This window comes from Pseudoxanthomonas japonensis, assembly GCF_010093445.1.
GTDB lineage: Bacteria > Pseudomonadota > Gammaproteobacteria > Xanthomonadales > Xanthomonadaceae > Pseudoxanthomonas_A > Pseudoxanthomonas_A japonensis.
The window spans coordinates 12201-39177 of the sequence record NZ_PDWW01000025.1; the positions used below are offsets into that span (position 1 = coordinate 12201).

Here is a 26977-nt window from a genome sequence, read left to right on the forward strand (position 1 = left end):
GGGGGAAGGCTGGGATGGGGGCGAACGGAGCCGCTGCGCATCGGTATGCATTCCATGGCTCGCCGCCTCGGACGTTGCCGCGCTCGCTGACTTCGCGGCTGCCGAGGGGTGTCGGCTTCGGTCTTCCCCCACCCCAGCCCTCCCCCGTAAACGGGGGAGGGAGCGGTTTCAGGGGCGCCGATGCGGATCATCCAGGGCTACCAGCTCGCCCCGATGATTTTCGGTTCCGGTTCGATCGCGACGCCGAAGCGGGCGCGGACCGAATCCGCGATCTTCCGCGCCAGCGCCAGCAACTGCGCGCCGGTCGCTTCGCCGTGGTTGACCAGCACCAGCGCGTGCGCGTCGGATACGCCCGCATCGCCATCGCGATGGCCTTTCCAGCCGCAGGCCTCGATCATCCAGGCCGCCGACAGCTTGCGGTTGTGCGCGGCGTCGCCGCGGAACACGGGCAGGGTGGGGTAGTCGACCAGCAGTGCGTCGGCCTGCGCCTGCGAGACGATTGGATTCTTGAAGAAGCTGCCGGCGTTGCCGACCACGGCGGGATCGGGCAGCTTGCGCTGGCGGATGCGGATGACGGCAGCGCCGACGTCGCGCGCAGTGGGCGTGGCGATGCCCATCGCCGCCAGTTCGTCGCGGATGCCGGCGTAGTCCAGGCGCAGCGCGGGCGTGCGCGGCAGCCGGAACTCGATCGCGGTCACCAGGTAGCGGTCGGGATCGTGCTTGAACACGCTGTCGCGATACGCGAAGGCACAGGCCCCGCGGTCCAGCCGCACGCGCGTGCCGTGCTGGCGGTCCAGCGCTTCGACGACCTGGATGAATTCGCCCACTTCCGTGCCGTAGGCGCCGATGTTCTGGATCGGCGACGCACCCGCGGTGCCCGGGATCAGTGCCAGGTTCTCCAGGCCGCACAGGCCCTGCTCCAGCGTCCACATCACCAGCGGATGCCAGGCGACGCCGGCATCGGCACGCACGAGGGCATGCCCGCCGTCGTCGGACAGGATGCGTAGGTCGTGCGTCGCCATGGCGATGACGGCGCCGGGCGCGTCACCGGCGAACAGCAGGTTGCTGCCGCCGCCGATCACCAGGGTGTCGCCTTCGAGCACCTGCGGCAGCGCAAGGACCTCGTCCAGCGCGGCGGCATCGTCGACCTCGATCAGCCACGGCGCCCGGGCAGGGACGCCGAAGGTCGTGCGTTCGCGCAGCGAGGCGTTCGCAGTGACGCGATAGCCTGGGGTCATTCCGGCGCCACCGGGCCGCCGCTGGGCGCTTCGCGGCGGCGGCGGATGGCTTCCACGCATTCGCGGATCAGTTCGGGGCCGCGGTAGACCAGCCCGGTGTAGCACTGCACCAGCGAGGCGCCGGCGGACATCTTCGCGACCGCGTCGGCGCCGGACAGGATGCCGCCCACGCCGATCAGCGGGATGCTGTGCGGCAGCCGCGTGCGCAGGCGGCGCAGCACCAGCGTGGCCTGGCCCATCAGCGGCGCGCCGGACAGGCCGCCGGTCTCGCGCGCCAGCGCATGGTCCTGCACGCTGATGCGCGAGACCGTGGTGTTGGTGGCGATGACGCCGTCCACCTGCATGTCGCCCAGCACGCGCGCCACCGCGTCGATGTCGCTGTCGGACAGGTCGGGCGCGATCTTCACCAGCATGGGCACGCGCTTGCCGTGCTGCGCAGCGAGGTCTTCCTGCGATTCGCGCAGCGTGCCGATCAGCTGGCGCAGTGCCTGCTCTTCCTGCAGTTCGCGCAGGCCGGCGGTGTTGGGCGAGGAGATGTTGACGGTGATGTAGTCCGCCAGCGGGTAGACGCGCTCCAGGCAGTACAGGTAGTCCGCGGCGGCGCGTTCGTTGGAGGTGTCCTTGTTCTTGCCGATGTTGATGCCGAGCAGGCCGCGGTCGCGGCGCGCAGCACCGACGTTGCGGACCAGTGCATCCACGCCCTCGTTGTTGAAGCCGAGGCGGTTGATGACGGCCTGGTGCTGCGGCAGGCGGAACATGCGCGGCTTCGGATTGCCCGGCTGCGGCTTGGGCGTGACCGTACCGATCTCGACGAAGCCGAACCCCAGCGCGAACAGCGCGTCGATGTGGGCGCCGTTCTTGTCCATGCCGGCGGCCAGGCCGACGGGGTTGGGGAAGGTCAGGCCCATGACCTTGGTGGGCATCGGCGTGATCGGCCGCGCCACCAGCGGCGTGGTGCCGGTGCGGTAGGCCAGGTCGAGCGCCTTCAGGCCCATGCCGTGGGCGGTTTCGGCATCCAGGCCGAACAGGAAGGGGCGTGCGAACGAATACATGGTCGCGCGCGTGCTCAGTTCAACGTCGCCAGCCAGGCCATGCCGCCCAGGAACAGGAAGATCACCGCGATACCGACGACCCACAGCAGCGCCGATACCCAGCCCAGGATCAGCCCGCCGATGGCCATGCCGTCGCCGTCCAGCGTGCCCGCGCTGCGGCGGATCTCGGCGCGCGCCATGTGGCCGGTGATGATGGCCACGATCGTGCCGATGAAGGGCAGCAGGGTCCAGCCGAGGATGCCGGATACGAGGCTCGCGATGGCGAGACTGCTGGTGGTGCGGACTGGGGTCATCTGAGGGCTCCGTGCAGGGGTCAGGGAGGCGGGATGGCGCAGGATCGGACAGGCAAAAAATCGCGTCACCCGTGAAGGTGGCGCGATTATCCCAGATGCGGGCGCCTTCAGGGCGGCCGGCACGCAGGCGTGCCGGCGCCGCCGAGGTCAGAGGTCGAACTTGATGCCCTGGGCCAGCGGCAGCGAGTCGGAATAGTTGATGGTGTTGGTCTGCCGACGCATGTAGACCTTCCACGCGTCGGAGCCAGACTCGCGTCCACCGCCGGTTTCCTTCTCGCCACCGAACGCGCCGCCGATCTCGGCGCCGCTGGTGCCGATGTTGACGTTGGCGATGCCGCAGTCGCTGCCGGCCGCCGACAGGAACTGCTCGGCCGCCTTGAGGTTCTGGGTGAAGATCGACGACGACAGGCCCTGCGGCACGGCGTTCTGCATGTCGATGGCCTCGTCCAGCGTCTTGTACTTCATCACGTACAGGATCGGTGCGAAGGTCTCGTGCTGGACGACCTCATCGGAATTCTTCAGGCCGGTGACGATCGCCGGCAGCACGAAGTTGCCCGGGCGGTCGATCGCGGTGCCGCCGGTTTCGACGGTGCCGCCGCTGGCCTTGGCCTTGGCGATGGAATCCAGGAACTGCTGCACGGCACCCTGGCTGTTGAGCGGGCCCATCAGGTTGGCCGGGTCGGTCGGGTCGCCGATCTTGCCTTCCACCTGCCTGTACGCCTTGATCAGCGTGGCGAGCACGGTGTCGTAGATGGATTCGTGCACGATCAGGCGGCGCGTGGTGGTGCAGCGCTGGCCGGCGGTGCCGACGGCGCCGAACACGATGCCCGGGATCGCCAGCTTCAGGTCGGCGGTCTCGTCCAGGATGATCGCGTTGTTGCCGCCCAGCTCCAGCAGGCTGCGACCCATGCGGCGCGCGACGCGCTCGCCGACGGTGCGGCCGACCTGGGTGGAACCGGTGAAGCTGATCAGCGGGACGCGCTTGTCGTCGACGAACTGCTGCGCCAGTTCGACGCCGGCGTCGTTGATCAGGAAGAAGATGTCCGGGAAGCCGCCGGCCTTCAGCGCGTCGTTGCAGATCTTCATGCTGGCGATGGCGGTGAGCGGGGTCTTGTTGGACGGCTTCCAGATGCAGATGTCGCCGCAGATGCCGGCCAGGAACGAGTTCCACGCCCACACCGCGACCGGGAAGTTGAACGCGCTGATGATGCCGACCAGGCCCAGCGGCTGGTACTGCTCGTACATGCGGTGGCCGGGACGCTCGGAGTGCATGGTGTAGCCGTACAGCATGCGGCTCTGGCCCACGGCGAAGTCGGCGATGTCGATCATCTCCTGCACTTCACCATCACCCTCGGGCTTGCTCTTGCCCATTTCCAGCGCGACCAGCGAGCCCAGCGCGTCCTTGTGCTTGCGCAGCGCTTCGCCGCACAGGCGGATCGCTTCGCCACGGCGCGGCGCCGGGGTGGTGCGCCAGATCTTGAACGCGGCCTGCGCGCGGGCGACGACCTTCTCGTAGTCGGCCTGGCTGCTGGCGTGGACCTCGGCGATCACCTCGTTGGTGGTGGGGTTGATCGACTGCAGCAGGCCGGCGTCGGTGGTCGTGGACCACTCACCGCTGCCGAGGTAGGTACCGGAGTTGGTGGTGGCGAGGCCGAGGGCCTTGAGGAGGTCAGCAGGCATGGAAGCTCCAGGGTCATTGCACGGGATGCCACCGGACGGCGTGGCACCGGAAGAGGTGCGGGATTCTACCAGAACGGGTCGGCCAGGCCGCGCGTAAGTCCGTGTTTTTCCAGCGATTCCGGGCTGTTGCCGGTTGCGCGGAACGACGAGGAATACGTGCCGGGCTTTGTTCGGTTTGCCGATCCGGGAACGGATCGATCGTCGATTCGCCGAGGCGCGCAGCGGCGCGGGCGATGGGAAAGATGGTGACCCCGGCGCGATTCGAACGCACGACCTGTCCCTTAGGAGGGGACCGCTCTATCCAGCTGAGCTACGGGGCCATCGGCGCCGATTCTCGCACGAAGCGCCGCGTTGCACGACGCGTCGACCGGTTGGCCGTATCCCGTCGACCGGTTGGCGTGGCACTGTGGCGTCGGTTCCCCTCTGCCGGCCCGCATGGACATCCTCCTCGACGACCTCCGTCATCCCGCGGTCATCGCGCTGTTGCAGGAGCACCTGGACTGGATGCATCGCACCTCGCCTCCTGAAAGCGTGCATGCGCTGGATCTCGATGCGCTCCGTGGCAACGACATCACCTTCTGGGCGGCATGGGATGGCGAGGCGCTGGCCGGTTGCGGTGCATTGCGCCAGTTGGATGCGGCTCATGGCGAAGTGAAGTCGATGCGCACCGCGCAGACCCATCTGCGCCGCGGCGTCGCACAGCGCATGCTCGACCATGTCGTCGACGAAGCCCGTCGACGCGGATACCAGCGCCTGAGCCTGGAGACAGGATCGATGGCCTACTTCGCGCCCGCCCGTGCCCTCTATGCGCGGGCCGGCTTCGTTCCTTGCGCTCCGTTCGGTGATTACATCGAAGACCCGAACAGCGTCTTCATGACGCGCACGCTGTAGCGCAGATCATTGGTTTCAGTTGCATCCATCTGAAATCATTGGCTTTGTTGCGACGCAACGCTTGACAGCCCCCCGGGGTGGCGTGCTTTTCTTCCGCCATGCACTTCCATCCCTCGCACGCAACGCTTCCCGCACCGGCCCCGTCGCCGGCGATGGCGCGTGCGGAGATCGGGCGCACGCTCATTACCACCACCATTACCACCCTGACTCGTCGGGTGCGGTTGGTTGTGTTCGCGTAATCCGCAGACCACGGCCCCGCACCCGGATCAGGATGCAGGGCCACCCGACTTCCTGATGCGTGCCGGGCCTCCTTACCGAGGTTCCTGACCCATGTCGTCCCGCAACGCCGAAGTCGAACAATCCAAACCCCGCACCGTCGTCCACAAGTTCGGCGGCACCTCCGTCGCCGATGCCGACCGCTACCGCCATGTCGCGCAGCTGCTGCTCGCGCGCGACGAGGACGTGCAGGTCACGGTGGTATCCGCGATGAAGGGCGTCACCGATGCCCTGATCGAGCTGTGCGAACTCGCGGCAGCCAACCGTCCCGAATGGCAGGACAGCTGGCATGCGCTGCGCGCCCGGCACCGCGGCGCGGCGGTGGCGCTGCTGGGCGAGGCGGCGGGGCCGGTGATCGAATGGGTGGACGAACGCTTCCAGCGACTGCACGAGATCCTCAATGCGCTGATCGTCATCGGCGGCCTGCCGGAGCTGGTGCTGCAGCGCGTGCAGGGCCTGGGCGAGGTGTGTTCGGCGCGCCTGCTGGGCGAGTACCTGACGCTGCAGGGCGAGGACTGCGCCGTGCTGGATGCGCGTGAGGTGCTGCGCGTCGACCACGGCGAGCTCGGCGTGGTGGTCGACTGGGAAACCAGCGCGCAGCGACTGGCCGCATGGCAGGCCACGCATCCGCAACGCCGGGTGGTGGCAACGGGCTTCGTGGCGCGCGACCGCGAGGGCCGCTTCACGACGCTGGGGCGCAACGGCAGCGATTACTCCGGGGCCATCTTCGCGGCCCTGTACGACGCCGCCGAACTGCACATCTGGACGGATGTCGACGGCGTGCTGTCGGCGGATCCCCGGGTGGTGCCCGAGGCGGTGCAACTGGAGGCGTTGAGCTACGACGAGGCCTGCGAGCTGGCGTACTTCGGCGCCAAGGTCGTGCACCCGCAGACCATGTCGCCGGCGATGGAGCGCGGCCTGCCCATCATCATCCGCAACACCTTCCATCCCGAGCATCCGGGAACGCGCATCACCGCCGAGCGCGATGCGGTGGGTCCGGTGAAAGGACTGACACTGAGTCCGGACCTGTCCGTGCTGAACCTGGAGGGCACCGGCCTGATCGGCGTGCCCGGCACGGCGGAGCGCGTGTTCGCCGCCCTGCGCAATGCGCACGTGTCGGTGGTGATGATTTCGCAGGGTTCCTCCGAGCACTCGATCTGCTGCGTGGTGAGGGCCAGCGAGGCGGGCAAGGGCCAGACCGCGCTGCTCGATGCGTTCGCACACGAGCTGGGCACCGGGCAGATCCAGCGCGTGCAGCGTCGCGACGGCGTCAGCGTGCTGGCCGCGGTCGGCGACGGCATGGCCGGCACGCCCGGCGTGTCCGCGCGCCTGTTCGGTGCGCTGGCGCGCGCGCAGGTCAACATCCTGGCGATCGCGCAGGGCTCGTCCGAACGCAACATCTCCGTCGCCATCGACAGTGCCGACGCCACCAAGGCGTTGCGTGCGGCGCATGCCGGTTTCTGGTTGTCGCCGCAGACCTTCGCCGTCGGCGTGATCGGGCCGGGCAATGTCGGCGCCACGCTGATCGAACAGTTGCGCGCCGCGCAGCCGCAGCTGCTGGGCAAGGCCAACCTGGACCTGCGCCTGCGTGCGATCGCCTCCAGCAAGCGCATGCTGCTGGACGAACGCAGCATCGGTGCCGACTGGCGCGCACGCTTCGATGGCAGTCCGCAGGCGGCCGACCTGGACCGCTTCACCCAGCACCTGCTGTCGGCGCACATGCCGCATGCGGTGATCGTGGACTGCAGCGCCAGTCCGGAGGTCGCGGACCGCTACGCCGAGTGGCTGGCGGCCGGCATCCACGTGATCACGCCGAACAAGCAGGCTGGCGCCGGCCCGCTGCCGCGCTACCAGGCGATCCGCGAGGCGGCGGCCGTCAGCGGCGCCCGCTTCCGCTACGAAGCGACGGTCGGCGCGGGCCTGCCGGTCATCTCCACGCTGCGCGACCTGCTGGATACCGGCGATACGGTCGTGTCCGTGGAAGGCATCTTCTCCGGCACGCTGGCCTGGCTGTTCAACAAGTTCGACGGCAGCGTGCCGTTCTCGCAGCTGGTCACCGAGGCGCGCGGGCTGGGCTATACCGAACCGGATCCGCGCGACGACCTGTCGGGCACCGACGTGGCGCGCAAGCTGGTGATCCTGGCGCGCGAGGCCGGCCGTGAGCTGGCGCTGGAGGATGTGCGGGTCGAGAGCCTGGTGCCGGAGGCGCTGCGGCAGGCGAGCGTCGAGGACTTCATGGCGCGACTGGGTGAGGTGGATGCCACGTTCGGTGAGCGGCTCGCGAAGGCGCGTGCCGCCGGCAACGTGCTCCGTTACGTGGCCAGGCTGGATGCCGACGGCCGCGCGAGCGTCGGCTTGGTCGAACTGCCGGCGACGCACGCATTCGGCAATCTGCGCCTGACCGACAACATCGTGCAGTTCACCACCCGCCGTTACTGCGACAATCCGCTGATCGTGCAGGGCCCCGGCGCAGGTCCGGACGTCACCGCGGCGGGCGTGTTCGCCGACGTGCTGCGGGTGGCGGCCGGGCAGGGCGCGAAGCTGTGAGGCATCCGATGACGAAGGATCTGGAGTGGGCATGAGGCAGCAGGCAAGTGCGTTTTCGCCGGCATCGGTGGGCAACGTGGGCGTGGGGTTCGACATCCTGGGCCATGTGATCGAAGGCGTCGGCGACACCGTCACCGTGCGTCGCATCGAGGCGGACGAGGTGCGCATCGCCGCGATCCGTGGGGCCACCGTCGACCTGCCGCTGGATGCGCCCGGCAATACCGCCGGCGCGGCGCTGATTTCCCTGCGCGAAGCGCTGGCACTGCCGTTCGGATTCGAGGTGGAGATCGAGAAGGGCATTCCGCTCGGCTCCGGCATGGGCGGTTCCGCCGCCTCGTGCGTGGCCGCACTGGTCGCGGCCAATGCGCTGCTCGACGCGCCGCTGTCGCATGAGGCGCTCTATCCACATGCGCTGGTCGGCGAGGCGGTCGCCAGTGGCGGCAAGCACGGCGACAACCTCGGGCCGATGCTGCTGGGTGGCCTGGTGCTGTCCACGGCGGACCGGTTGGTGCGCGTGCCGGTGCCAGAGCACTGGCACAGTGTGCTGGTGCACCCGGAGGCGATCCTGGAGACGCGCCGTGCACGTGCTGCGCTTCAGGGCACGTACGAGCTGAAGGAATTCGTCGCGCAGAGCGCCAACCTGGCGCTGGTGCTCGCCGGCTGCCATGCAGGCGACGCCTCGCTGGTGCGCGATGGCCTGCGCGACGTGCTGGTAGAACCGCGCCGTGCACCGTTGATCGTCGGCTTCGATGCGGCCAAGCAGGCGGCGCTCGACGCCGGTGCGATGGGCGCCAGCATCTCGGGTGCCGGTCCCAGCGTGTTCGCGTGGTTCGAATCGCGCAGCGAGGCCGAGCGTGCGGCGCCCGCCGTGCAGGCCGCGTTCGCCGCGGCCGGCTTCGACAGCCAGGCCTGGGTGTCGCCGATTAACGCGGTCGGCGCCGAACTGCTGTCCGCCAACTGATCCTTTCCTTACTTCGATCGCCATGCTCCGCGCGTGGCGCTATTCCTACGGCAGACCATGAATTTCATCTCGACCCGCAACGCCGCCCCCGCCGCCTCGCTCAGCCAGGCCATCGCGGCCGGACTCGCGCCCGACGGCGGGCTGTACGTTCCCGAAGCCCTGCCGGTGTCACGCGAGCTGGCTCCCGGGCCTGATATCGCCGAGACCGCGACGACGCTGCTGGCGCCATTCTTCGCCGGTGACGGGTTGGAGGGCGAACTCGCGTCGATCTGTCGCGAAGCGTTCGATTTCCCCGCACCGCTCGAGACGCTCGGTACGCCGGGCGATCATGTGCTGGAACTCTTCCACGGTCCGACCGCCGCGTTCAAGGATTTCGGCGCGCGGTTCCTGGCGGCCTGCATGGCGCGCCTGCGTCGCGACGAAGCGAAGCCGCTGACGATCCTGGTCGCCACCTCGGGCGACACGGGCGCCGCGGTGGCCGCGGCATTCCATCGCCAGCCGGGCCTGCGCGTGGTGGTGCTGTATCCGGACGGGCGCGTCTCGCCGCGGCAGGCGCATCAGCTGGGCTGCTTCGGCGACAACATCGCCGCGCTGCGCGTGGATGGTTCGTTCGACGACTGCCAGGCGCTGGTGAAGCGCGCGCTCAACGACGCGGACCTGCAGGTGCGGGCGCCGCTCAGTTCCGCGAACAGCATCAGCCTGGGACGGCTGCTGCCGCAGATGAGCTACTACGCGCATGCCGCGTTGACGCATCGCGCGGCGACAGGACAGGTGCTGAACTTCGTCATTCCCACCGGCAACCTGGGCAATGCGATGGCGGCGATCCTGGCGCGCGCGCTGGGCGTGCCGCTGGGCAGGATCGTGCTGGCGACCAATGCCAACCGCGTGTTGCCGGATTTCTTCGCGGGCAACGCGTACGCGCCGACCGCCAGCGTCGCAACGCTGGCCAACGCGATGGACGTGGGCGCGCCCAGCAACTTCGAACGCCTGCGTTGGCTCTACGCGAACGACGATGCCGGCTTGCGCGCGGCGTTCCGCGCGTCCAGTGTCGATGACGCCACCATCCGCGAGGTGATCGCGCGACGCTACCGTGACCACGGCGAAGTCCATTGCCCGCACACCGCCACGGCGGTGAAGGTGCTGGAGGAGCTTCGCGCACAGGGCGAGGGCGGGGGCTGGGCAGTGGCCGCCACCGCGCATCCGGCCAAGTTCGAGAGCGTGGTGGAGCCGCTGGTCGGTCGCGCCGTCGACGTGCCGCCGGCATTGGCCGGCCTGCTGGCGCGTCCCGCGCACGCCGATCCGGTTCCCGCCGACTACGACGCCTTGCGCGAGCGGCTGCTGGCGTAGTCGGGCGCGGATACGCCTGTAGGAGCGACGTCAGTCGCGACCGCCCGGCCTGATGGAGAGATTTTTCGTGCGGGACGGGAACATGGTGGACAGGATTTCCGAGCGGTCACGAGTCTGCGGTCGCGACTGACGTCGCTCCTACAAAGGGGCGTCGCCATATTCGATGCATGAGCGACCTACGATAAGCTCGCGCCCATGAAACGCATCCTACTGTCCGCCTTCCTGCTGGCCGCGCTGCTCGCCGCTGCCGCCCCGTCCGTCACGCACGCGCAGTCGGCCGTGCCGCAGGCCGATGTGCGCGCGCTGAAGCCGGGCGAGTTCCTGTGGTATCCGCAGATCGCCCCCGAGGGTCCGGTGGTGCTGGTGGTCAGCCTCGACGAGCAGCGCGCCTACGTGTACCGCAACGGCATCGCCATCGGGGTGTCGACGATCAGTTCGGGCAAGGCCGGCAAGGACACGCCGACGGGCGTGTTCACCATCCTGCAGAAGAACAAGGACCACCGTTCCAACCTCTACAACAATGCGCCGATGCCTTACATGCAGCGGCTGACCTGGGACGGCATCGCACTGCACGGTGGCCACCTGCCGGGCTATCCGGCCTCGCATGGCTGCGTCCGGCTGCCGCAGGCCTTCGCCGAGAAGCTGTTCGGCATCACCCGCTTCGGCGATTCGGTGGTGGTCGCGAACGCGAAGGCCTCGCCGGCCAGCCTGGTGCATCCCGCCGTGCTGGCGCCGGTCACCGCGGGCGGGCAGGCGGCCCATCCGGACCTGTCGTCCTACGAGGTGTACTGGAACGAGGCCGCGTCGCCCGAAGGCCCGGTCAGCATCCTGGTCAGCCTGTACGACCAGCGCGTGTCGGTGCTGCGCAACGGCGTGCTGATCGGTGCGGCACCCTTGCAGATGGTCCGCGACTTCGCGCTCAACGGTACCGTGCTGCTGGTGATGACCACCGAGATGGAGGACATCCCGAGCCTGCTCGATCCGCAGCAGAAGGAACACCGGTGGGTCGCACACCGCGTGCTGGGCGAGGCCGGCGCGCCGATGCCGCCGCTGCGTGCGCTGGGGGATTCGTTCTGGATTCCGCAGGATTTCGCGCGTCGCCTGTACGGTGTGCTGAAACCCGGCACCACGGTGCTGCTGTCCGACCTGCCGGGCGTGCGCGCAACGCCGGGTGAGCAGCCGTCCGTGCCGGTCTTGGAATCGGACGAGGCCGGCCCCACACCCTCCTTGCGCTGAGCCTTGCGGACGGAATCGGGATGCCGGCGCGTCTGGACCGATACCCGAGCGTTGTGATGAACAAGCCCTCCCGTCCGCTGCTGCTGTGCCTCACCCTCGCGGCCATTCCGTGGGCGGACGCCGCCCTGGCAGGGCCTGCCGAGTCGCTTCCTGCCGACCGCCTGGTCGAGCGCCTGCATCGCGCCGCGCCATCGCTCGATCGCAATGTGCTGTCCCTGGCGACGCATGCCATGACCTGTTCGATCCGGCGCGGCGAGTCGGTGCCGATGCAGCGACTCAGCGTGATCGACTACTCGCGGCCTTCCACGCAGCCGCGGCTCTGGGTGTTCGATCTGGAGGGCGCGCGCCTGCTGTTCGAGGAGCGGGTCGCGCATGGGCGCAATACCGGCGAGAACCTGGCGACGCGCTTCTCCAATGCCACCGGCAGCTACATGTCCAGCCTTGGCGCGTTCGTCACCCAGGAGTCCTATCGCGGCGCGAACGGCTACTCGCTGCGCCTGCAAGGGCTGGAACCCGGCTTCAACGACAAGGCGCGGGAACGCGCCATCGTCATCCATGGCGCGCCGTATGTCAGTGATGCGCTGGTGCGCGCGCAGGGGCGCCTCGGCCGTAGCCTGGGCTGTCCGGCGGTGCGCACGACCGTGGCGCAGCCGTTGATCGACAGCATCCGGGGCGGGTCATTCCTGTTCGCGTACTACCCGGACCCCGCCTGGCTGAAGCAGTCGCGCCTGCTCGGCGCGGAGTGCGGCGCAGGCGTGGCGGCCCATCCCGCCGCGGCCAGCACAGGCGGTTGATCAGAGTTTGACCGGGATCTTCAGGTAGCGCCGCCCATCGGCGTCCGGCGCCGGCAGGCGGCCGGCGCGGATGTTGACCTGCAGCGACGGCAGCAGCAGCGCCGGTGCCGACAGCGTCGCATCGCGCGCTTCGCGCATCGCGACGAAGCTGTCTTCGTCCACGCCGCCTCCGATGTGCACGTTGCGGGCCCGCTCGTCGGCGACCGTGGTTTCCCACGCGTAGTGATCGCGTCCCGGCGCCTTGTAGTCGTGGCACAGGTACAGCGTGGTCTGCGGGGGCAGGGCCAGCAGCTTCTGGATCGAGCGGTACAGCGTGCGCGCGTCGCCGCCGGGGAAATCCGCGCGCGCGGTGCCGTAGTCGGGCATGAACAGCGTGTCCCCGACGAACACCGCGTCCCCGATGCGGTAGGACACGCACGCGGGCGTGTGGCCGGGCGTATGCAGCACTTCCACCTGCAATGCACCCAGCGGGAACAGGTCGCCTTCGCGGAACAGGCGGTCGAATTCGCGGCCATCGCCGCTCACGTCCTCCAGCCCGAACACCGGTGCGAACGTGCGCTGCACCTCGGTGATGCGCTCGCCGATGCCGATCGGCGCGCCGGTCTTTTCCTTCAGGTACGGAGCGGCGCTGAGGTGGTCGGCATGCGCATGGGTTTCGAGGATCCAGTCCACGGTCAGGCCGTGGTCGTCGACGACGCCCAGCAGCGTGTCGGCGCCGCGGTGCGAGGCACGGCCGGAACGGTGGTCGTAGTCCAGCACCGGGTCGATGATGGCTGCGCGGCACGTGGAAGGGTCCCAGACGACATAGCTGACCGTGTTGGTCGCATCGTCGAACTGCGCATGCACACGGGGTGTCGTCATCGCATCGCTCCTGGATATGCGTCGCCGGTCGGCAGCACGCATGATCGCAGCCGCAGGGTATGCGGCCAAGCGCGATCAGGCGGTCCTTGCGGAAAACTCCTCGAAAGCCTCAAGCGCGTGCGCGGCGTACATCAGCGAAGGACCGCCGCCCATGTAGACGGCGACACCCAGCATGTCGTGGAACTCCTCCGGCGTCGCGCCCAGCCTGACAAGCGCCTTGGCATGGAAGCCGAGGCAACCATCGCAGCGCGAGGCGACGCCGATCGCCATGGCGATCAGTTCCTTGGTCTTCTCGTCCAGCGCACCGGCGGCCATCGCTCCACGTGCCATGGCGCCGAATCCCTGCATCACCTCGGGCGCTGCCGTGCGGAAGGGAGCGAGGTGCCGGTTGATGCGGGTGGTCAGTTCCTGATAGCGGTCTGCGCTGGACATGGGAATACCTTGTGGGGTGGACGGGATCAGTCGTGTCGCGCGATGGGGAGGCCGTGGCCGCGCCAGGCTCCCATTCCACCGGCCAGATCGAGATAGGTGCGCGCGTCCTGTCCGGAGAGGATCGACTGCGCCACGCGCGAGCGCATGCCGCTCTGGCATACCAGCACGACCTCCCGCGTACCGGCCGGAAGGCGGGCGTCGAGCAAGGCAGTTCCGCCGGCGCGCAGTTCGCGCAGCGGGATGTTGTAGGCGCCGTGCGCATGACCGCGCGCGAACTCGTCCTTCTCCCGCACGTCGACCAGCACGGCTCCCCCGTTGACGTACCCGACCGCTTCCTGCGGGGAAACCCGTGCGCCTCGGACGCCGGACAGAATCTTCTTCAGCACGCCGAGCATCACGATCTTCCTGCGCGTTTGCGGGGCGCTGGCGCCGCTGCGGGTGCGCAATAGATGCCGTGAAGCGTGTGCATCACCTGCGCCGCCGGTCCCGGCATCAGCGCATAGAACACGTTCTGGGCCTCGCGGCGCGTCTGCACGAGGCCCTCCTCGCGCAGCACGGCCAGATGTTGCGACAGTGCGGACTGGCTGAGGTCGAGCAAGGCATTGAGGTCGCCGACCGAGCGCTCGCCCGACGTCAGCAGGCACAGGATCTGAAGACGCTTTTCGTTGGCCAGGGCCTTCAGCAGTTGCGCCGCGTCGCCGGCATGCGCCTGCATGGCGGCGATGTCGAAGCCGGGCGTGGAGGAGTTGCGGGTCATGCGGGTTCCGTGGTCAGGGGATGGCCGGCATTGCGCCATGCGGTGAGCCCGCCCGCAAGCGAGCGCACGCGGGTGAAGCCGAGCGACTGCAGGCTCTCGGCCGCCAGCGCCGAGCGTCCGCCGGTCAGGCAGTACAGCACCACATCGCGGTCGGGGGCGGCCAGCGCCTCGCTGGTGGTGCAGGCCATCGCCGGGTGCGCATGGATCTGGAACTCCAGCACCCCGCGCGGCAGGTTGATGGCGCCGGGCAGGTGGCCCTGCGCGTACTCGGCCGGTTCGCGCACGTCGATCACGATGCCGCTCCGCTGCGCGACGAGTCGGTCGGGCGCGATTTCCTCGATGCGGCCCCGAGCCTCGGCCACCAGTTCCTGGACGGTGCGTGCCATGGATGACTCCAAAACATTAGTTGACGCTAATATTAGTAGATGCTAATTTTAATTGCAAGCCGACCGGCACTCCTGCCGGTGGCAGCCATCGAACCTGGAGGGGAAGACATGGCGCGTATCGTCGTACTGGGAGCAGGCATCGGTGGCATGAGCGCGGCGTACGAATTGCGCGGCACGCTCGGCCAAGGGGTGGACATCACCGTGGTCGGGGAGGGCGACCGCTTCTCGTTCACGCCCTCCAATCCCTGGGTCGCCGTGGGCTGGCGCAAGCCTTCCGATGTCGAAATGCCGGTCGCCCGCTATCTGGCGAAGAAGAGGATCGCCTTCGAGGGTGCCGGCGCCGAGCGCATCGAGCCCGACCACCACCGCGTGCGGCTGCGCGACGGACGCACCCTCGACTACGACTACCTGGTAATCGCGACGGGGCCGCGACTGGCCTTCGACGAAGTGCCGGGCCTGGGGCCAGAAGGCGGATTCACCCAGTCCGTCTGCACCACGTCGCATGCGGCCACGGCGTGGCAGGCGTACCAGGCGTTTCTCGAGAATCCGGGGCCGGTCGTCGTGGGTGCCGCGCCGATGGCCAGTTGCTTCGGCCCGGCGTACGAATTCGCGATGATCCTGGACAGCGACCTGCGCAAGCGAAAGCTGCGCGACAAGGTGCCGATCACCTACGTCAGTCCGGAGCCTTACATTGGCCACATGGGCCTGGGCGGCGTGGGCGACTCCAGAGGGATGATGGAGTCGGAGTTCCGTCAGCGCCATATCCAGTGGATCACCAACGCGAAGATCACCGCGGTGCGCGACGGCGAGATGGACGTGTCCGAAATGGACGACGCCGGCCAGCCCAGGAAGGCGCACGTGCTGCCGTTCAAGTACTCGATGGTGCTGCCGGCCTTCACCGGCGTGCCGGCCGTACGCCAGGGAGAAGGGCTGTGCAATCCGCGCGGCTTCATCCTGATCGACAGGCACCAGCGCAACCCGGCCTATCCCGCCATCTTCTCGCTCGGCGTGTGCGTGGCCATCCCGCCGGTGGAGGCCACGCCGGTGCCGACCGGCGCGCCGAAGACCGGTTTCATGATCGAGTCGATGGTGACCGCCGTGGCGCACAACATCCAGGCCGATCTGGCCGGCAGACCGGTCACCGCCGAAGCGACGTGGAACGCGATCTGCCTGGCGGACATGGGCGACACCGGCGCGGCCTTCGTGGCGCTGCCGCAGATCCCGCCGCGCAACGTCACCTGGGCCAAGGTCGGCAAATGGGTGCACGTGGCCAAGATCGCATTCGAAAAGTACTTCCTGATGAAGATGAAGTCCGGCAACACCGAGCCGGTCTACGAGAAATACGTGCTCAAGCTGCTCGGCATCATGCGCACCCGCTGATGTCGCCATCCACTATCCGGAGAACACCTCATGAACCTCGATCGTGCCGTCCTCGCCTTCGCCGGCGTGATGATCCTCGCCAGCGTGGCGCTGGCCCACTTCGTTTCGCCGCTGTGGCTGTGGTTCACGGTCTTCATCGGCGTGAATCTGCTGCAGGCCAGCGTGACCGGCTTCTGTCCCGCCGCCATCGTTTTCCGCAGGCTGGGCGTGCGCGCCGGCTGCGCGTTCAAGTGAGCAAGGGGTTTGCCATGAGTTGCACCGCGATGTCGTCGCGCCTGCTGTTGCCGCTGTTGCTGGTGGCCGGCCTGGCCGCATGCGGGCGCGAAGCGCCCGTTGCGCCGGCCGCGCGCGTCGAAGGGCTGCAGACCTTCCAGGTGCCGGCCGCCGAAGCGGCGGGCGGCCGTGCCTGGGAGGGCGTGGTGGAAGCGGTGCAACAGGCCACGCTGTCGGCGCAGACGAACGGACGCGTGGCCGCGGTGGAGCGCGATGTCAACGACCGCGTGGCGGCAGGCGATGTGCTGGTGCGGCTCAGTGCGGTGGAACAGCAAGCCGGTATGGACGCCGCGCGCGCCCAGCTGCGCGCGGCCGAAGCCTCCGCGACCGAAGCGGACGCCAACTACCGGCGCTTCGCCAACCTGGCGAAGGACCAGTTCGTGTCCAAGGCCCAGCTCGACCAGGCCCGGATGGCGCGCGATTCGGCAACCGCCGCGCGCGACGCCGCCCGCGCCCAACTGGCGAATGCCGGCCAGCAGACCGGCTACACCACGGTGCGCGCGCCGTACGCGGGCATCGTCGCCACCCGTGATGTCGAGCCGGGGGAGAGTGTCGGCCTCGGGCAGACGCTGATGACCGTGTTCGCACCGGGCGCCCTGCGCATCGACGTGGCGGTGCCGCAATCGGAAGCGGAGGCGATCCGGGCCCACCCCGTGGCCGTGGTCGTCCTCGACGACGGGCGCCGGATCGACGCCGCCGCCGTCACCGTCTTTCCAGCCGCCGATGCGTCCACGCACGCCATGCGCATCCGCCTGCAGTTGCCGGCACTCGATGCGCCGCCGCAACCGGGTCTGACCGCGAAAGTGGCGTTCCCGGCCGTGAAGGGCGCGGCGTTTCCGCGCGTTCCCGTCAGCGCGCTGGTGCGCCGTGGCGAAGTGACGGCGGTGTACGTGCTCGGCGACGGGCGGCTGTCGTTGCGCCAGGTCAGGCTGGGAGATGCAGCGGGCGACCAGGTGGATGTGATCTCGGGGCTGAAGCCCGGCGACCGGGTCGCCGCCGATCCGGTCGCCGCGCAGCAGGCGCTCGTGGCGGCGCGCAAGGACGACTGACATGGCATTGCTCCCGACCCCTCCGCGGCTGGGCCTGTCCGGTCGCCTTGCGCGCATCTTCCAGGCCAATCCGCTGACGCCGATCCTCGCGCTGCTCGGCCTGCTGCTGGGACTGGTGGCGGTGATGATCACGCCACGCGAGGAAGAGCCGCAGATCGACGTGACGATGGCCAACGTCATCGTGCCGTTCCCCGGCGCGGATGCGCGCCAGGTCGAACAGATGGTGACGTATCCGCTCGAGCAGAAGCTGTCCGAGATCGAGGAGATCAAGCACACCTATTCGATCAGCCGGCCCGGCATGGCGGTGCTGACGGTGGAGTTCGACGTGGGCGTGAAGCGCCAGCCTGCGCTGGTGCGCCTGTACGACAAGGTGTTCTCGAACCGGGACTGGATGCCGGCGAACCTCGGCGTGGGCCAGCCGATCGTCAAGCCCAAGGGCATCAATGACGTGCCGGTGATGGCGCTGACCCTGTGGACGGACGATCCGCAGCGCGGCGCACGCGACCTGGCCGAGGTGGCCCATACGCTGGAAACCGAACTCAAGCGCATTCCCGGTACGCGCGACGTCTTCACCATCGGCGCGCCGCAGCGTGCGGTGATGGTGCAGCTCGATGCGGCCCGACTGGCCAGCCATGGCCTGGCGGTGAACGATCTGTCCTCGGCGTTGCAGTCCGCCAACCTGGCGCGGCAGGCGGGTGAGCGCGTCGGCATGGACGGGGTGGTGCAGGTGACGTCGGGACAGTTCCTGGCCGACCGCGCGGACGTGGCCGGCCTGGTGCTGGGCGTGGCCGGTGGCCAACCGGTGCGCCTGGAGGACGTGGCGACGGTCAGCGACGCGGCCGATACGCCGTCGAGTTATGTATGGCACGGTGCGCCCGCCACGCGTGCGGGACCCGCCAGTGGCGTCGCACCGGCGGTGACGCTGGCCATCGCCAAGAAGCCGGGCAGCAATGCCGCCGACATCACGTCCGCCGTGCTGGCGCGGGTGAAGGCGTTGCGCGGCACCGTGATTCCCGACGGCATCCAGGCGGAGACCACGCGCGACTACGGCCTGACCGCCAGCGACAAGGCGCAGACGCTGATCAAGAAGCTGGTCTTCGCCACGGGCTCGGTGGTGCTGCTGGTGCTGTTCGCGCTGGGCCGTCGCGAGGCCGTCGTCATCGGCAGCGCGGTGGTGCTGACGCTGGCCGTCACGCTGTTCGCCTCGTCGGCCATGGGATTCACCCTCAACCGCGTCTCGTTGTTCGCGCTGATCTTCTCCATCGGCATCCTGGTGGACGATGCCATCGTGGTGGTCGAGAACATCCACCGGCACATGGCGCAGGGCGGGAAGTCCCTGGCCGAGGCCATCCCGCCGGCGGTGGACGAAGTGGGCGGTCCCACCATCCTGGCCACCTTTACGGTGATCGCGGCGCTGATGCCCATGGCCTTCGTCACCGGCCTGATGGGGCCGTACATGCGCCCCATCCCGATCAATGCCTCGGTCGGCATGCTGTTGTCGCTGATGATCGCGCTGGTGGTGACGCCGTGGCTGTCGCTGAAGCTGCTCGGGCGCCATGCGATCGCGCATGCGGGCGAGGGCGCCGCCCACGGACATGCGGAAGGCACCATGGCCGCGCGCCTGCATCGCCTGTTCGAACGCGTGATGTCGCCGTTCCTGGACGCCGGCAAGGGAGCGCGGCGGCGGCGCCTGTTGTTTGTCGCCATGGCGGCACTGGTAGCGCTGGCGGCCAGCCTGGCGATGTTCAAGCTGGTGGTGCTGAAGATGCTGCCGTTCGACAACAAGTCCGAACTGCAGATCGTGGTCGACCTGCCCGAAGGCCGCACGCTGGAGGACACCAGCGCGCTGCTGGTGGAGCTGGCCGGCGTGCTGGACCGTACACCGGAGGTCCTGCATTACCAGGGCTATGCGGGAACGGCGGCGCCGATCAACTTCAACGGCCTGGTGCGGCAGTACTACCTGCGCGAAGGGGCAAACGTCGGCGACCTGCAGGTGAACCTGGTGGATCGCCATGACCGCAGGCGCAAGAGCCACGAGATCGCCGTCGCCCTGCGCCCGCAGGTGGATGCGATCGGTCGTCGCCATGGCGCGTCGGTGAAAGTGGTCGAAGTGCCGCCCGGGCCGCCCGTGCTGTCGCCGATCGTGGCCGAAGTGTACGGCCCGGACTACGCCCGCCAGCGCGAGGTCGCGCGGGCGCTCGAGCAACGCTTCCTGGCCACCGGCGGTATCGTCGATGTGGATACGAGCGTGGAAGCCGATGCGCGGCGCGACCTCCTGGTGATCGACCGCGTGCGCGCGGCGCGCCTGGGCGTGCCGCAGTCTGCGATCACCGACACGATCGCCGCGGGCCTGTCGGGGCTGGACGCCACCCACGTGATCGATGGCGGCTCGAAGTATCCACGCCCGATCCGCCTGCGCCTGCCGGTGGCCGACCAGGCCTCGCTCGACGGCCTGCTCTCGCTGCGCGTGCGCGGCGGCGATGACCAGTTGGTGCCGTTGTCCGAACTGGTGCAGGTGCGCTCCACCTGGTGGGATGGCGCCATCCACCACAAGGACCTGCTGCCGGTGGTGTACGTGATGGGCGACGAGAGCGGCGCGGTCGACAGCCCGCTGTACGGCATGTTCGACCTGGTCGGGCAGGTGTCGGACAACGCCATCGACGGGCAGCAGGTGGGGCAGTCCTACATCCGCCAGCCGCCCGATACCAGCAGCTTCGGCATCAAGTGGGATGGCGAGTGGCAGATCACCTACGAGACGTTCCGCGACATGGGCATCGCCTATGCGGCCGGCATGGTGCTGATCTACCTGCTGGTGGTGGCCTATTTCCGCAATTACGTGGTGCCGCTGGTGATCATGGCACCCATTCCGTTGACGGTGATCGGCGTGATGCCGGGCCACGCGCTGCTGGGGGCGCAGTTCACCGCCACCAGCATGATCGGCATGATCGCGCTGGCCGGCATCATCGTGCGCAACTCGATCCTGCTGGTGGACTTCATCAACCACCTGGTCGAGCGCGGACAGACGCTGGCGTCGGCGGTCGTCGATGCCTGCGCGGTGCGCGCGCAGCCGATCGCGCTGACCGCGCTGGCGGCGATGGCGGGTGCGTTCTTCATCCTCGACGATCCCATCTTCAATGGCCTGGCGATCTCGCTGATCTTCGGGATCCTGGTCTCCACGGTGCTGACGCTGGTGGTGATCCCCCTGCTGTACTACGGGCTGATGCATGGCAAGCAGGCGCCCGTGGGGAAGGGCCGGTGAGTGCGTCGCCGACCGGGGGCAGGCGTCGCGTGACGTATGCTGTTCCGACCCGCCAGCCCCCTGCGTGAGCCGACCATGAGTGATCCCCAGCGCATCCGCCTCACCCTGGAACAGGAGGACGACTATGCGTTCCGCATCCGCTTCGACGAGACCACCATCGCCGACCTGATGACCGACGAGCCGGCGCCGCTGGGCAAGGGCGAGGGGCCCAATCCGACGCGGTTGCTGGCGGCCGCCGTCGCCAACTGCCTGTCGGCCAGCCTGCTGTTCGCATTGCGCAAGTTCAAGAACACGCCCGGCAAGCTGGTGACGCATGCCACCGCGGAACTGGCCCGCAACGAGCAGGGCCGGCTGCGGGTGGAGCACATCCATGCCGACATCCGGCTCGCCGAGGCGGGCACGGCGCATGCGTCGCTGGAGCGGATCCTGGCCCAGTTCGAGAACTTCTGCGTGGTGACCGAGAGTGTGCGCCACGGCGTCGACGTGTCCGTCAGCATCACCGACGCCGACGGCGTGCAGTTGCATGGCACCGCGCGGGCGGAGCAGGGCGATTCCTGATCGGCGGTTGGAGGCTGGCTGGGGCTGCTCTTGTGGGAGCGACGCAAGTCGCGATGAAGCTTTACCGGTGGCCTTTCGCGACTTGCGTCGCTCCCACAAGGGCGAGGAATGGCTGGTCAAGCCCGCGCCCCCCGGATCGCCGCTGGCAGTCGGCCGTGGCATGATCCCTCCCTCCGCAGTCCGTAGCCGACGCCGTCCGTGATCGCGCCCATCAAGGGAAAGGCCACTTCGCTGGACATCGCCCACCTGGCGGGCGTGTCGCAGCCCACCGTGTCGCGTGCGCTGCGCGGCAGCCCGATGGTCAACGAGGAAACGCGCAAGCGCATCCTCGCCATCGCCGAGCAGCTCAACTACAAGGTCGACAAGAACGCCTCCAACCTGCGCCGCCAGCATTCCGGCACGCTGGCACTGCTGTTCTTCGAAGACCCGACGCCGGACGAGTCGGCGATCAATCCGTTCTTCCTGTCGATGCTGGGCAGCATCACCCGGGCCTGTGCGCTGCGCGGCTACGACCTGCTGATTTCGTTCCAGCAGTTGTCCAACGACTGGCAGGCCGACTACGAAGACAGCAAGAAGGCCGACGGCATCATCCTGCTGGGCTACGGCGACTATCTGGAATCGCGCAGCCGGCTGGAGCGGCTGGTCGAGCAGGGCACGCACTTCGTCCGCTGGGGTGCCGTGCAGCCGGATACGCCGGGCGTGTCGATCGGCTGCGACAACACCCAGGGCGGCCATGACATCACCGCTCACCTGCTGGCGCAGGGGCGACGCCGCATCGCGTTTCTGGGGCATGCGTCGAACCATTACCCCGAGTTCTTCGAGCGGTACCTGGGCCACCGGCAGGCGCTCGAAGCGGCAGGGATTGCCACCGACGATGCGCTCCAGATCGACGCCATCACCACAGAACAGTCGGGTTACGAGGCCGCCAGTGCATTGCTGGAACACGGCGCGGCGTTCGATGCGGTATTCGCCGCCAGCGACCTGATCGCCGTCGGGGCGATGAAGGCGTTGCGGGAACACGGCCGGCACGTGCCCGAGGATGTGGCGGTCGCCGGCTTCGACGACATCCCGCTGGCGAGTTCCATGAATCCGGGCCTGTCCACCGTGCAGCAGGACACCAAGCTCGCCGGCACCTTGCTGGTGGAAACGCTGCTGGCGCTCGTCAACGGGGAGCCCGTCGAGAGCCAGACCATTCCGGTCAGGCTGGCCTTGCGGGGATCGACGGGCTCAAAGTGATTGCCTGAACAGGGCGGCCGGCCATAAAATAAGAATCATTCTTATTTTGGCTGATGGCGGGCATTGCCCGTGGCCCGAGGCGACCGGTAGGCGGTGGCACGGGTACCGGCCGCGTCCGAGCCCCCACGATGACCTGCACCGCGCTCCGTTCCCTCAGCCTCGCCATCGCGGCCGTGCTGGCGACACCCGGCCTTGCCCTGGCCCAGTCCACCGCCGATGACGCTACCACGCTGGACGCCGTCCAGGTGCAGGCGCCGATTCCGAAAGACACCGGCACGGCGACCAAGACCGCCACATCGCTGAAGGAGATCCCGCAGTCCATCTCCGTGGTGACGTCCCGCGACCTGCAGGACCGCGGTCTCCACGCCGTCGACGAGGCCATGTGGTACGTCGCGGGTGCGTCGGGTGGCGTGTACGGGTTGGACACGAGGAGCGAGTGGTTGCTGGTCCGTGGTTTCCAGCCCGCGCGCTATCTCGATGGCCTGGCGCTGCCGACCGGTACCTGGAGCGGCCAGACGCGCATCGAACCGTACGGCATGGAGCGCATCGAAGTGTTGAAGGGGCCGTCATCGGTCAATTACGGCGCGATGCCGCCGGGTGGCCTGGTCAACTACGTCACCAAGCGCCCGGATGCCGACATGGCGAAGGAAGTGGAAGTTCAGGTCGGCAGCGACGACATGAAGCAGGTCGCATTCGACATCGGCGGGGCGCTCAACGACAGCGGCACGCTGCTGTATCGCCTGACCGGCCTGGCGCGCAACAGCGACAACGTCGTCGACTACATCCACGATGACCGTTACTACTTCGCGCCGGCGCTGACCTGGAAGCCGGACGAAGCCAACGAGCTGACCGTGCTGGCGCGCTGGCAGAAGGCCGATACCAAGAACGGCGCCGGCTTCCTGCCGGCGGTCGGCACGTTGCTGCCCAATCCGAACGGCCAGATCAAGCCCAGCTTGTACACCGGCGAGCCGGACAGCAACGATTACGTCAAGACGATCGCCGCGATCGGTTACGACTTCCGCCATGATTTCGGTGGCGACACGGTGTTCAAGCAGAACGTGCGCTTCGAGGACTCGAAGGTCGACCCGACCGTGATGGTGCTGCCGTTCGGCTACCTGGGCGACAACCGAACGCTGTACCGCTACACGTGGTCGATCAAGGAAGACGCCAAGACCTTCGGCATCGACAACAACATGCAGTGGCGTTTCAAGACCGGCGCAGCCGAGCACACGGTGCTGGCGGGCGTGGACTACCGCCGTCTCGAGACCGACTACCACTACGGCTTCGGTTTCAATGCGACCGGTCTGGACGCATTCAACCCGGTCTACGGCACCATGCCGGGTCTGGTGCCGACCTTCACCGGCAGCACGGCGCAAACCACGGGACAGCTTGGCGTATACCTGCAGGACCAGATCAAGATCGATAACTGGCTGCTGACCATCGGCGGTCGCCAGGACTGGGTCGGCACCGATACCAACGGGTCGCACCAGAGCGACGACAAGTTCTCGGGTCGCGTGGGCGTCACTTATCTGTTCGATAACGGCATCGCTCCCTATGCCAGCTGGGGCCAGTCGTTCGAAGTGGTCGGTGGCACCGAGGCCCCGCAGCGCGGCGGCAAGGCCTTCGACCCCACCACCGGCGAGCAGGTCGAAGTCGGCGTGAAATACCAGCCGGCCAGCGGCAACGTGCTGTTCACGGCGGCCGCGTACGAGATCAGGCAGAACAACGTGGCGGTGATCGACCCGGACTATCTGTCGTACACCATCCAGCAGGGGCAATACCGGTCGCGTGGCGTCGAGCTGGAAGGGCGCTGGAATATCGCCCGCAACCTCAGCCTGTACGGCGCCTATGCCTACATCGATTCGGAAGTGACCAGGACGACCGATCCAACGATGCTGGGCAAGCAGATCCCGCTGCAGCCGGAACATTCGGCATCGCTGGGCGGCGACTTCACCCTCACCACCGGTGCACTGTCGGGGCTGGGCTTCGGCGCCGGCGTACGCTATGTCGGCGATCACTACGGCGATGCCGCCAATGCCTGGCAGGCGCCTTCGCACACGCTGTTTGATGCTTCGGTCCACTACGACATCAGCGACTGGCGCTTCCAGGTGAACGTGCAGAACCTGTCCGACAAGGAATACATCAGCACCTGCAACTCCGCCGACTGGTGCTACTACGGCTATCCGCGCACGGTGACGGCCACGGTTCGCTATGCGTGGTAAGCGTGATGCGTCGCCCGGCTAATCGCCACCTGGCGGACGTTGTAGCCTTTTCCGAGTGCTCTGCTGGATGCAGCGGTCGATGAAGACAATCGTGTCCCGGATAACGCCATGACCGAAGGGTGGACAAGCTTGCTGGCCACGGTCGCGGCGTTCCTGTCGGCGGCGGCGCTGTACGCGGGTTCCCGGCACTGTCGCTGGCCCAGCTGGCGTCGCCTCGGACGTGCGGGCACCTTGATCGGTGCGCTGCTCGCCATCGCGTCGCTGGTACTCTGGATACGCGCGCTGGGCGCCGGTGCCGGTGCCTGCGCGATGCTCGGCACCTGGATGTTCGCGATGATGGCGCTGCCCTACGTCGCCGGCATGCGCGCCGCCGACGCGCGGAGTGACGGCTGATGTGGGGGCGTGCAACCGCCGGTATCGTGCCGGGCTTCTTTCTCTCCGCCGCCATCGTCGGTCTGGTCAGCTGGCTGTTGCCGGGGCCGTGGCAGTCGACGCTGGTGGCTGGCGGGCTGGTGTTCTTCCCGGTCTGGGTGGGCGTGTTCTGCGCCGGCTTCCAGTTCCGCAGCGGCGCACGGGCATGGGCTTTCTACAGCCTGGCCGCTGCGGCCGGGCTGGTGGGACTGGCGCTGCTGCGTCACCTGCAGTGGGTGCAGTAGGAGCCGTCCGTTGAAACTGAAGTCTTCCACGTTGCGCACGTTCACCACGCTGCATACCTGGGTCGGCCTGGTCGCCGGCTTCGCGCTGTTCGTCGCGTTCTACGCTGGCGCGATCACGGTGTTCCACCACGACCTGATGGTCTGGCAATCGCCGCATGGCGCCCAACAGCCCGTCGGCACGCTGGACGATGCCCAGCACCTGCTCGATGAAACGCTCAAGCGTCATCCGGATGCCCGCACGTGGGTCGGCATGATGTTTCCGGGCGAAGAATCGGCGCAGCCGCTGGTCTACTGGCCGGATGCCAAAGGCACCTGGTACTACGCCACGCCCGATGATCTGGCCGGCAGTACCGAACCGCCTGCCGCGGCACTCGCCGAACTCGTCAACGCCTTGCACTACTCGCTGGGCATCCCCGTCGCCGGCATCTACCTGATGGGCATCGTCAGCCTGCTGTACGGCGTGGCGCTGGTGTCCGGCATCGTGATCCACCTGCCCAGACTGGTGGAAGACCTGTTCGCGCTGCGACCCGGTCGCAACCTCAAGCGGTTCTGGCAGGACGCCCACAACATCATCGGCGTGCTTGGCCTGCCGATGCACGTGATGTTCGCTGTCACCGGCGCGCTGCTGTGCCTGTCCATGGTGGTGGCCGCGGCGCTCAATCCACTGATCTACGGCGGCAAGCTGATGGAGGCGATGCCGGCCGCGCTGGACACCGCGCCGCAGGTCGCCGCAGCCGGCACGCCGCAGGCAACGGGACGCCTGGCGATGTGGCATGCGCGTGCGCAGGAAGAAGCCCGCAGGCAGGGACTCGACGCCTTCGAACCGGTCTATCTGAAGCTCACGCATGCCGGCGATGCGAACGCGCTGGTCGAGATCACCGGCGAAGCGCCACGCACCCTGGGTGCGTTGGGTGCTGTCGCGCTGAATGCCAACACGGGTGAACTGGTGGCCAGCCAGTTGCCAGGCAACCGCGATGCCAATCATGCCACCCTGTCGATCGCCTACCTGCTGCATTTCGGCGAGTACGGCAACGCGTGGGTGCAGTGGCTCTACTTCCTGCTCGGTATCGGCGGTGCGTTTCTCTTCTATTCCGGCAACCTGCTGTGGATCGAATCGCGCCGCAAGCGCCGGCAGGCGGAGCAGGGCGCCGCGCAGGTATGGATGGCGAAGGCGACCGTGGGGTTCTGCCTCGGCGTCTGCGTCGCGATCTCGGCGGCATTCGTTGCGTCGCAGGTTTTCGAGGCGAAGGCCGCGGCATGGGGCATCGGCGTGTCGACCGGCATCAACGTCGCGTGCTTCGCGGTCTGGGCGGCGTGCCTGGCCTGGGCGGCCCTGCGACCGCCGGTCCGCGCCGCCATCGAGTTGCTGAGCGCAGCGGCCGTCGTCACCGCGCTGGTGCCGGTCGCGCATGGCGCGCTGACCGGGGCTTGGCTGTGGCAGAGCGCCGCGGCCGGGCATACCGCGTTGTTCGCCATCGATGCCGGCGCGCTGGCGATGGCGGCCGGGTTCGCCTGGCTGGCACGCGTGACGCGCCTGCGTGCCCGCATCGGTGAACCGAACAGCGTGTGGGCGCTGCCCGCCCGCGCTTGAGT

25 protein-coding genes and 1 tRNA gene are annotated in these 26977 nt (G+C 68.3%); 16 read left to right on the forward strand and 10 right to left on the reverse strand.

Annotated features, from left to right (window positions below; all coding sequences use genetic code 11):
- Nucleotides 1-197: 197 nt before the first annotated feature.
- The 5 genes from murB to CSC78_RS15230 form a co-directional block, all read right to left on the reverse strand.
- A complete protein-coding gene (gene murB, locus CSC78_RS15210) occupies nt 198-1238 on the reverse strand; it encodes a UDP-N-acetylmuramate dehydrogenase (protein WP_162338712.1) in 1041 nt (346 codons plus the stop codon).
- Complete coding sequence (locus CSC78_RS15215; protein WP_162338713.1) at nt 1235-2290, reverse strand: quinone-dependent dihydroorotate dehydrogenase; 1056 nt, start codon at nt 2288-2290, stop codon at nt 1235-1237. The genes murB and CSC78_RS15215 overlap by 4 nt, the downstream gene beginning before the upstream one ends.
- Nucleotides 2291-2304: 14 nt before the next feature.
- Nucleotides 2305-2583: a DUF4190 domain-containing protein gene (locus tag CSC78_RS15220; RefSeq protein ID WP_162338714.1), complete on the reverse strand. Its 279-nt coding sequence runs from the start codon at nt 2581-2583 to the stop codon at nt 2305-2307.
- Between the two features lie 147 nt (nt 2584-2730).
- Complete coding sequence (gene amaB / locus CSC78_RS15225; RefSeq protein ID WP_162338715.1) at nt 2731-4263, reverse strand: L-piperidine-6-carboxylate dehydrogenase; 1533 nt, start codon at nt 4261-4263, stop codon at nt 2731-2733.
- A gap of 243 nt (nt 4264-4506) precedes the next feature.
- Nucleotides 4507-4583 (reverse strand) — tRNA-Arg (locus CSC78_RS15230).
- Between the two features lie 115 nt (nt 4584-4698).
- Here CSC78_RS15230 and CSC78_RS15235 point away from each other — a divergent pair.
- From CSC78_RS15235 to CSC78_RS15260, 6 genes are all read left to right on the forward strand, one after another.
- Nucleotides 4699-5154 (forward strand): GNAT family N-acetyltransferase, encoded by a 456-nt coding sequence (locus CSC78_RS15235; protein ID WP_162338716.1) that lies wholly within the window; start codon nt 4699-4701, stop codon nt 5152-5154.
- A 330-nt stretch (nt 5155-5484) separates the two neighbouring features.
- Nucleotides 5485-7977 carry a bifunctional aspartate kinase/homoserine dehydrogenase I gene (gene thrA / locus CSC78_RS15240; protein WP_162338717.1) on the forward strand — a complete coding sequence of 831 codons (2493 nt, stop codon included), beginning with the start codon at nt 5485-5487 and terminating at the stop codon, nt 7975-7977.
- 31 nt (nt 7978-8008) lie between these two features.
- The gene (locus tag CSC78_RS15245) at nt 8009-8938 is read left to right on the forward strand and encodes a homoserine kinase (protein WP_162338718.1); all 930 of its coding nucleotides are present in this window, start codon (nt 8009-8011) and stop codon (nt 8936-8938) included.
- A gap of 57 nt (nt 8939-8995) precedes the next feature.
- On the forward strand, nt 8996-10285 hold the full coding sequence (gene thrC / locus CSC78_RS15250) for a threonine synthase (protein WP_162338719.1): 1290 nt from the start codon (nt 8996-8998) through the stop codon (nt 10283-10285).
- A gap of 195 nt (nt 10286-10480) precedes the next feature.
- Complete coding sequence (locus CSC78_RS15255) at nt 10481-11521, forward strand: L,D-transpeptidase (RefSeq protein ID WP_162338720.1); 1041 nt, start codon at nt 10481-10483, stop codon at nt 11519-11521.
- Nucleotides 11522-11577: 56 nt separating this feature from the next.
- Nucleotides 11578-12315: a murein L,D-transpeptidase catalytic domain family protein gene (locus tag CSC78_RS15260; protein ID WP_162338721.1), complete on the forward strand. Its 738-nt coding sequence runs from the start codon at nt 11578-11580 to the stop codon at nt 12313-12315.
- Here CSC78_RS15260 and CSC78_RS15265 read toward each other — a convergent pair whose 3' ends face one another.
- From CSC78_RS15265 to CSC78_RS15285, 5 genes are all read right to left on the reverse strand, one after another.
- Entirely contained in the window at nt 12316-13176 is an 861-nt protein-coding gene (locus tag CSC78_RS15265; protein ID WP_162338722.1) for an MBL fold metallo-hydrolase, read from the reverse strand.
- 75 nt (nt 13177-13251) lie between these two features.
- The gene (locus tag CSC78_RS15270) at nt 13252-13608 is read right to left on the reverse strand and encodes a carboxymuconolactone decarboxylase family protein (RefSeq protein ID WP_162338723.1); all 357 of its coding nucleotides are present in this window, start codon (nt 13606-13608) and stop codon (nt 13252-13254) included.
- A gap of 26 nt (nt 13609-13634) precedes the next feature.
- Nucleotides 13635-14003 carry a rhodanese-like domain-containing protein gene (locus CSC78_RS15275; RefSeq protein ID WP_162338724.1) on the reverse strand — a complete coding sequence of 123 codons (369 nt, stop codon included), beginning with the start codon at nt 14001-14003 and terminating at the stop codon, nt 13635-13637.
- Nucleotides 14003-14365, reverse strand: a complete 363-nt coding sequence (locus CSC78_RS15280; RefSeq protein WP_162338725.1) for an ArsR/SmtB family transcription factor — start codon at nt 14363-14365, stop codon at nt 14003-14005. Before CSC78_RS15280 ends, CSC78_RS15275 begins: the two co-directional genes overlap by 1 nt.
- The gene (locus CSC78_RS15285; protein ID WP_162338726.1) at nt 14362-14751 is read right to left on the reverse strand and encodes a rhodanese-like domain-containing protein; all 390 of its coding nucleotides are present in this window, start codon (nt 14749-14751) and stop codon (nt 14362-14364) included. The genes CSC78_RS15280 and CSC78_RS15285 overlap by 4 nt, the downstream gene beginning before the upstream one ends.
- A 108-nt stretch (nt 14752-14859) precedes the next feature.
- Here CSC78_RS15285 and CSC78_RS15290 point away from each other — a divergent pair, with 108 nt between their 5' ends.
- The 10 genes from CSC78_RS15290 (at nt 14860) to CSC78_RS15335 (ending at nt 26975) form a co-directional block, all read left to right on the forward strand.
- Nucleotides 14860-16131, forward strand: coding sequence for an NAD(P)/FAD-dependent oxidoreductase (locus CSC78_RS15290; RefSeq protein ID WP_162338727.1), 1272 nt, complete (start codon nt 14860-14862; stop codon nt 16129-16131).
- A 30-nt stretch (nt 16132-16161) separates the two neighbouring features.
- On the forward strand, nt 16162-16365 hold the full coding sequence (locus tag CSC78_RS15295; protein ID WP_162338728.1) for a YgaP family membrane protein: 204 nt from the start codon (nt 16162-16164) through the stop codon (nt 16363-16365).
- A gap of 14 nt (nt 16366-16379) precedes the next feature.
- Complete coding sequence (locus CSC78_RS15300; RefSeq protein WP_238391305.1) at nt 16380-17453, forward strand: efflux RND transporter periplasmic adaptor subunit; 1074 nt, start codon at nt 16380-16382, stop codon at nt 17451-17453.
- Nucleotide 17454: 1 nt separating this feature from the next.
- The gene (locus CSC78_RS15305) at nt 17455-20712 is read left to right on the forward strand and encodes an efflux RND transporter permease subunit (RefSeq protein ID WP_162338729.1); all 3258 of its coding nucleotides are present in this window, start codon (nt 17455-17457) and stop codon (nt 20710-20712) included.
- Nucleotides 20713-20787: 75 nt separating this feature from the next.
- Entirely contained in the window at nt 20788-21270 is a 483-nt protein-coding gene (locus tag CSC78_RS15310; RefSeq protein WP_162338730.1) for an OsmC family protein, read from the forward strand.
- Nucleotides 21271-21471: 201 nt separating this feature from the next.
- Nucleotides 21472-22506: a LacI family DNA-binding transcriptional regulator gene (locus CSC78_RS15315; RefSeq protein ID WP_238391307.1), complete on the forward strand. Its 1035-nt coding sequence runs from the start codon at nt 21472-21474 to the stop codon at nt 22504-22506.
- Between the two features lie 128 nt (nt 22507-22634).
- Nucleotides 22635-24728 (forward strand): TonB-dependent siderophore receptor, encoded by a 2094-nt coding sequence (locus CSC78_RS15320; protein ID WP_162338731.1) that lies wholly within the window; start codon nt 22635-22637, stop codon nt 24726-24728.
- Between the two features lie 108 nt (nt 24729-24836).
- Nucleotides 24837-25121 carry a hypothetical protein gene (locus CSC78_RS15325; RefSeq protein WP_162338732.1) on the forward strand — a complete coding sequence of 95 codons (285 nt, stop codon included), beginning with the start codon at nt 24837-24839 and terminating at the stop codon, nt 25119-25121.
- A complete protein-coding gene (locus CSC78_RS15330) occupies nt 25121-25384 on the forward strand; it encodes a hypothetical protein (protein WP_162338733.1) in 264 nt (87 codons plus the stop codon). Before CSC78_RS15325 ends, CSC78_RS15330 begins: the two co-directional genes overlap by 1 nt.
- A 10-nt stretch (nt 25385-25394) precedes the next feature.
- Nucleotides 25395-26975, forward strand: coding sequence for a PepSY-associated TM helix domain-containing protein (locus CSC78_RS15335; RefSeq protein WP_162338734.1), 1581 nt, complete (start codon nt 25395-25397; stop codon nt 26973-26975).
- The last annotated feature ends 2 nt before the right edge of the window (nt 26976-26977 follow it).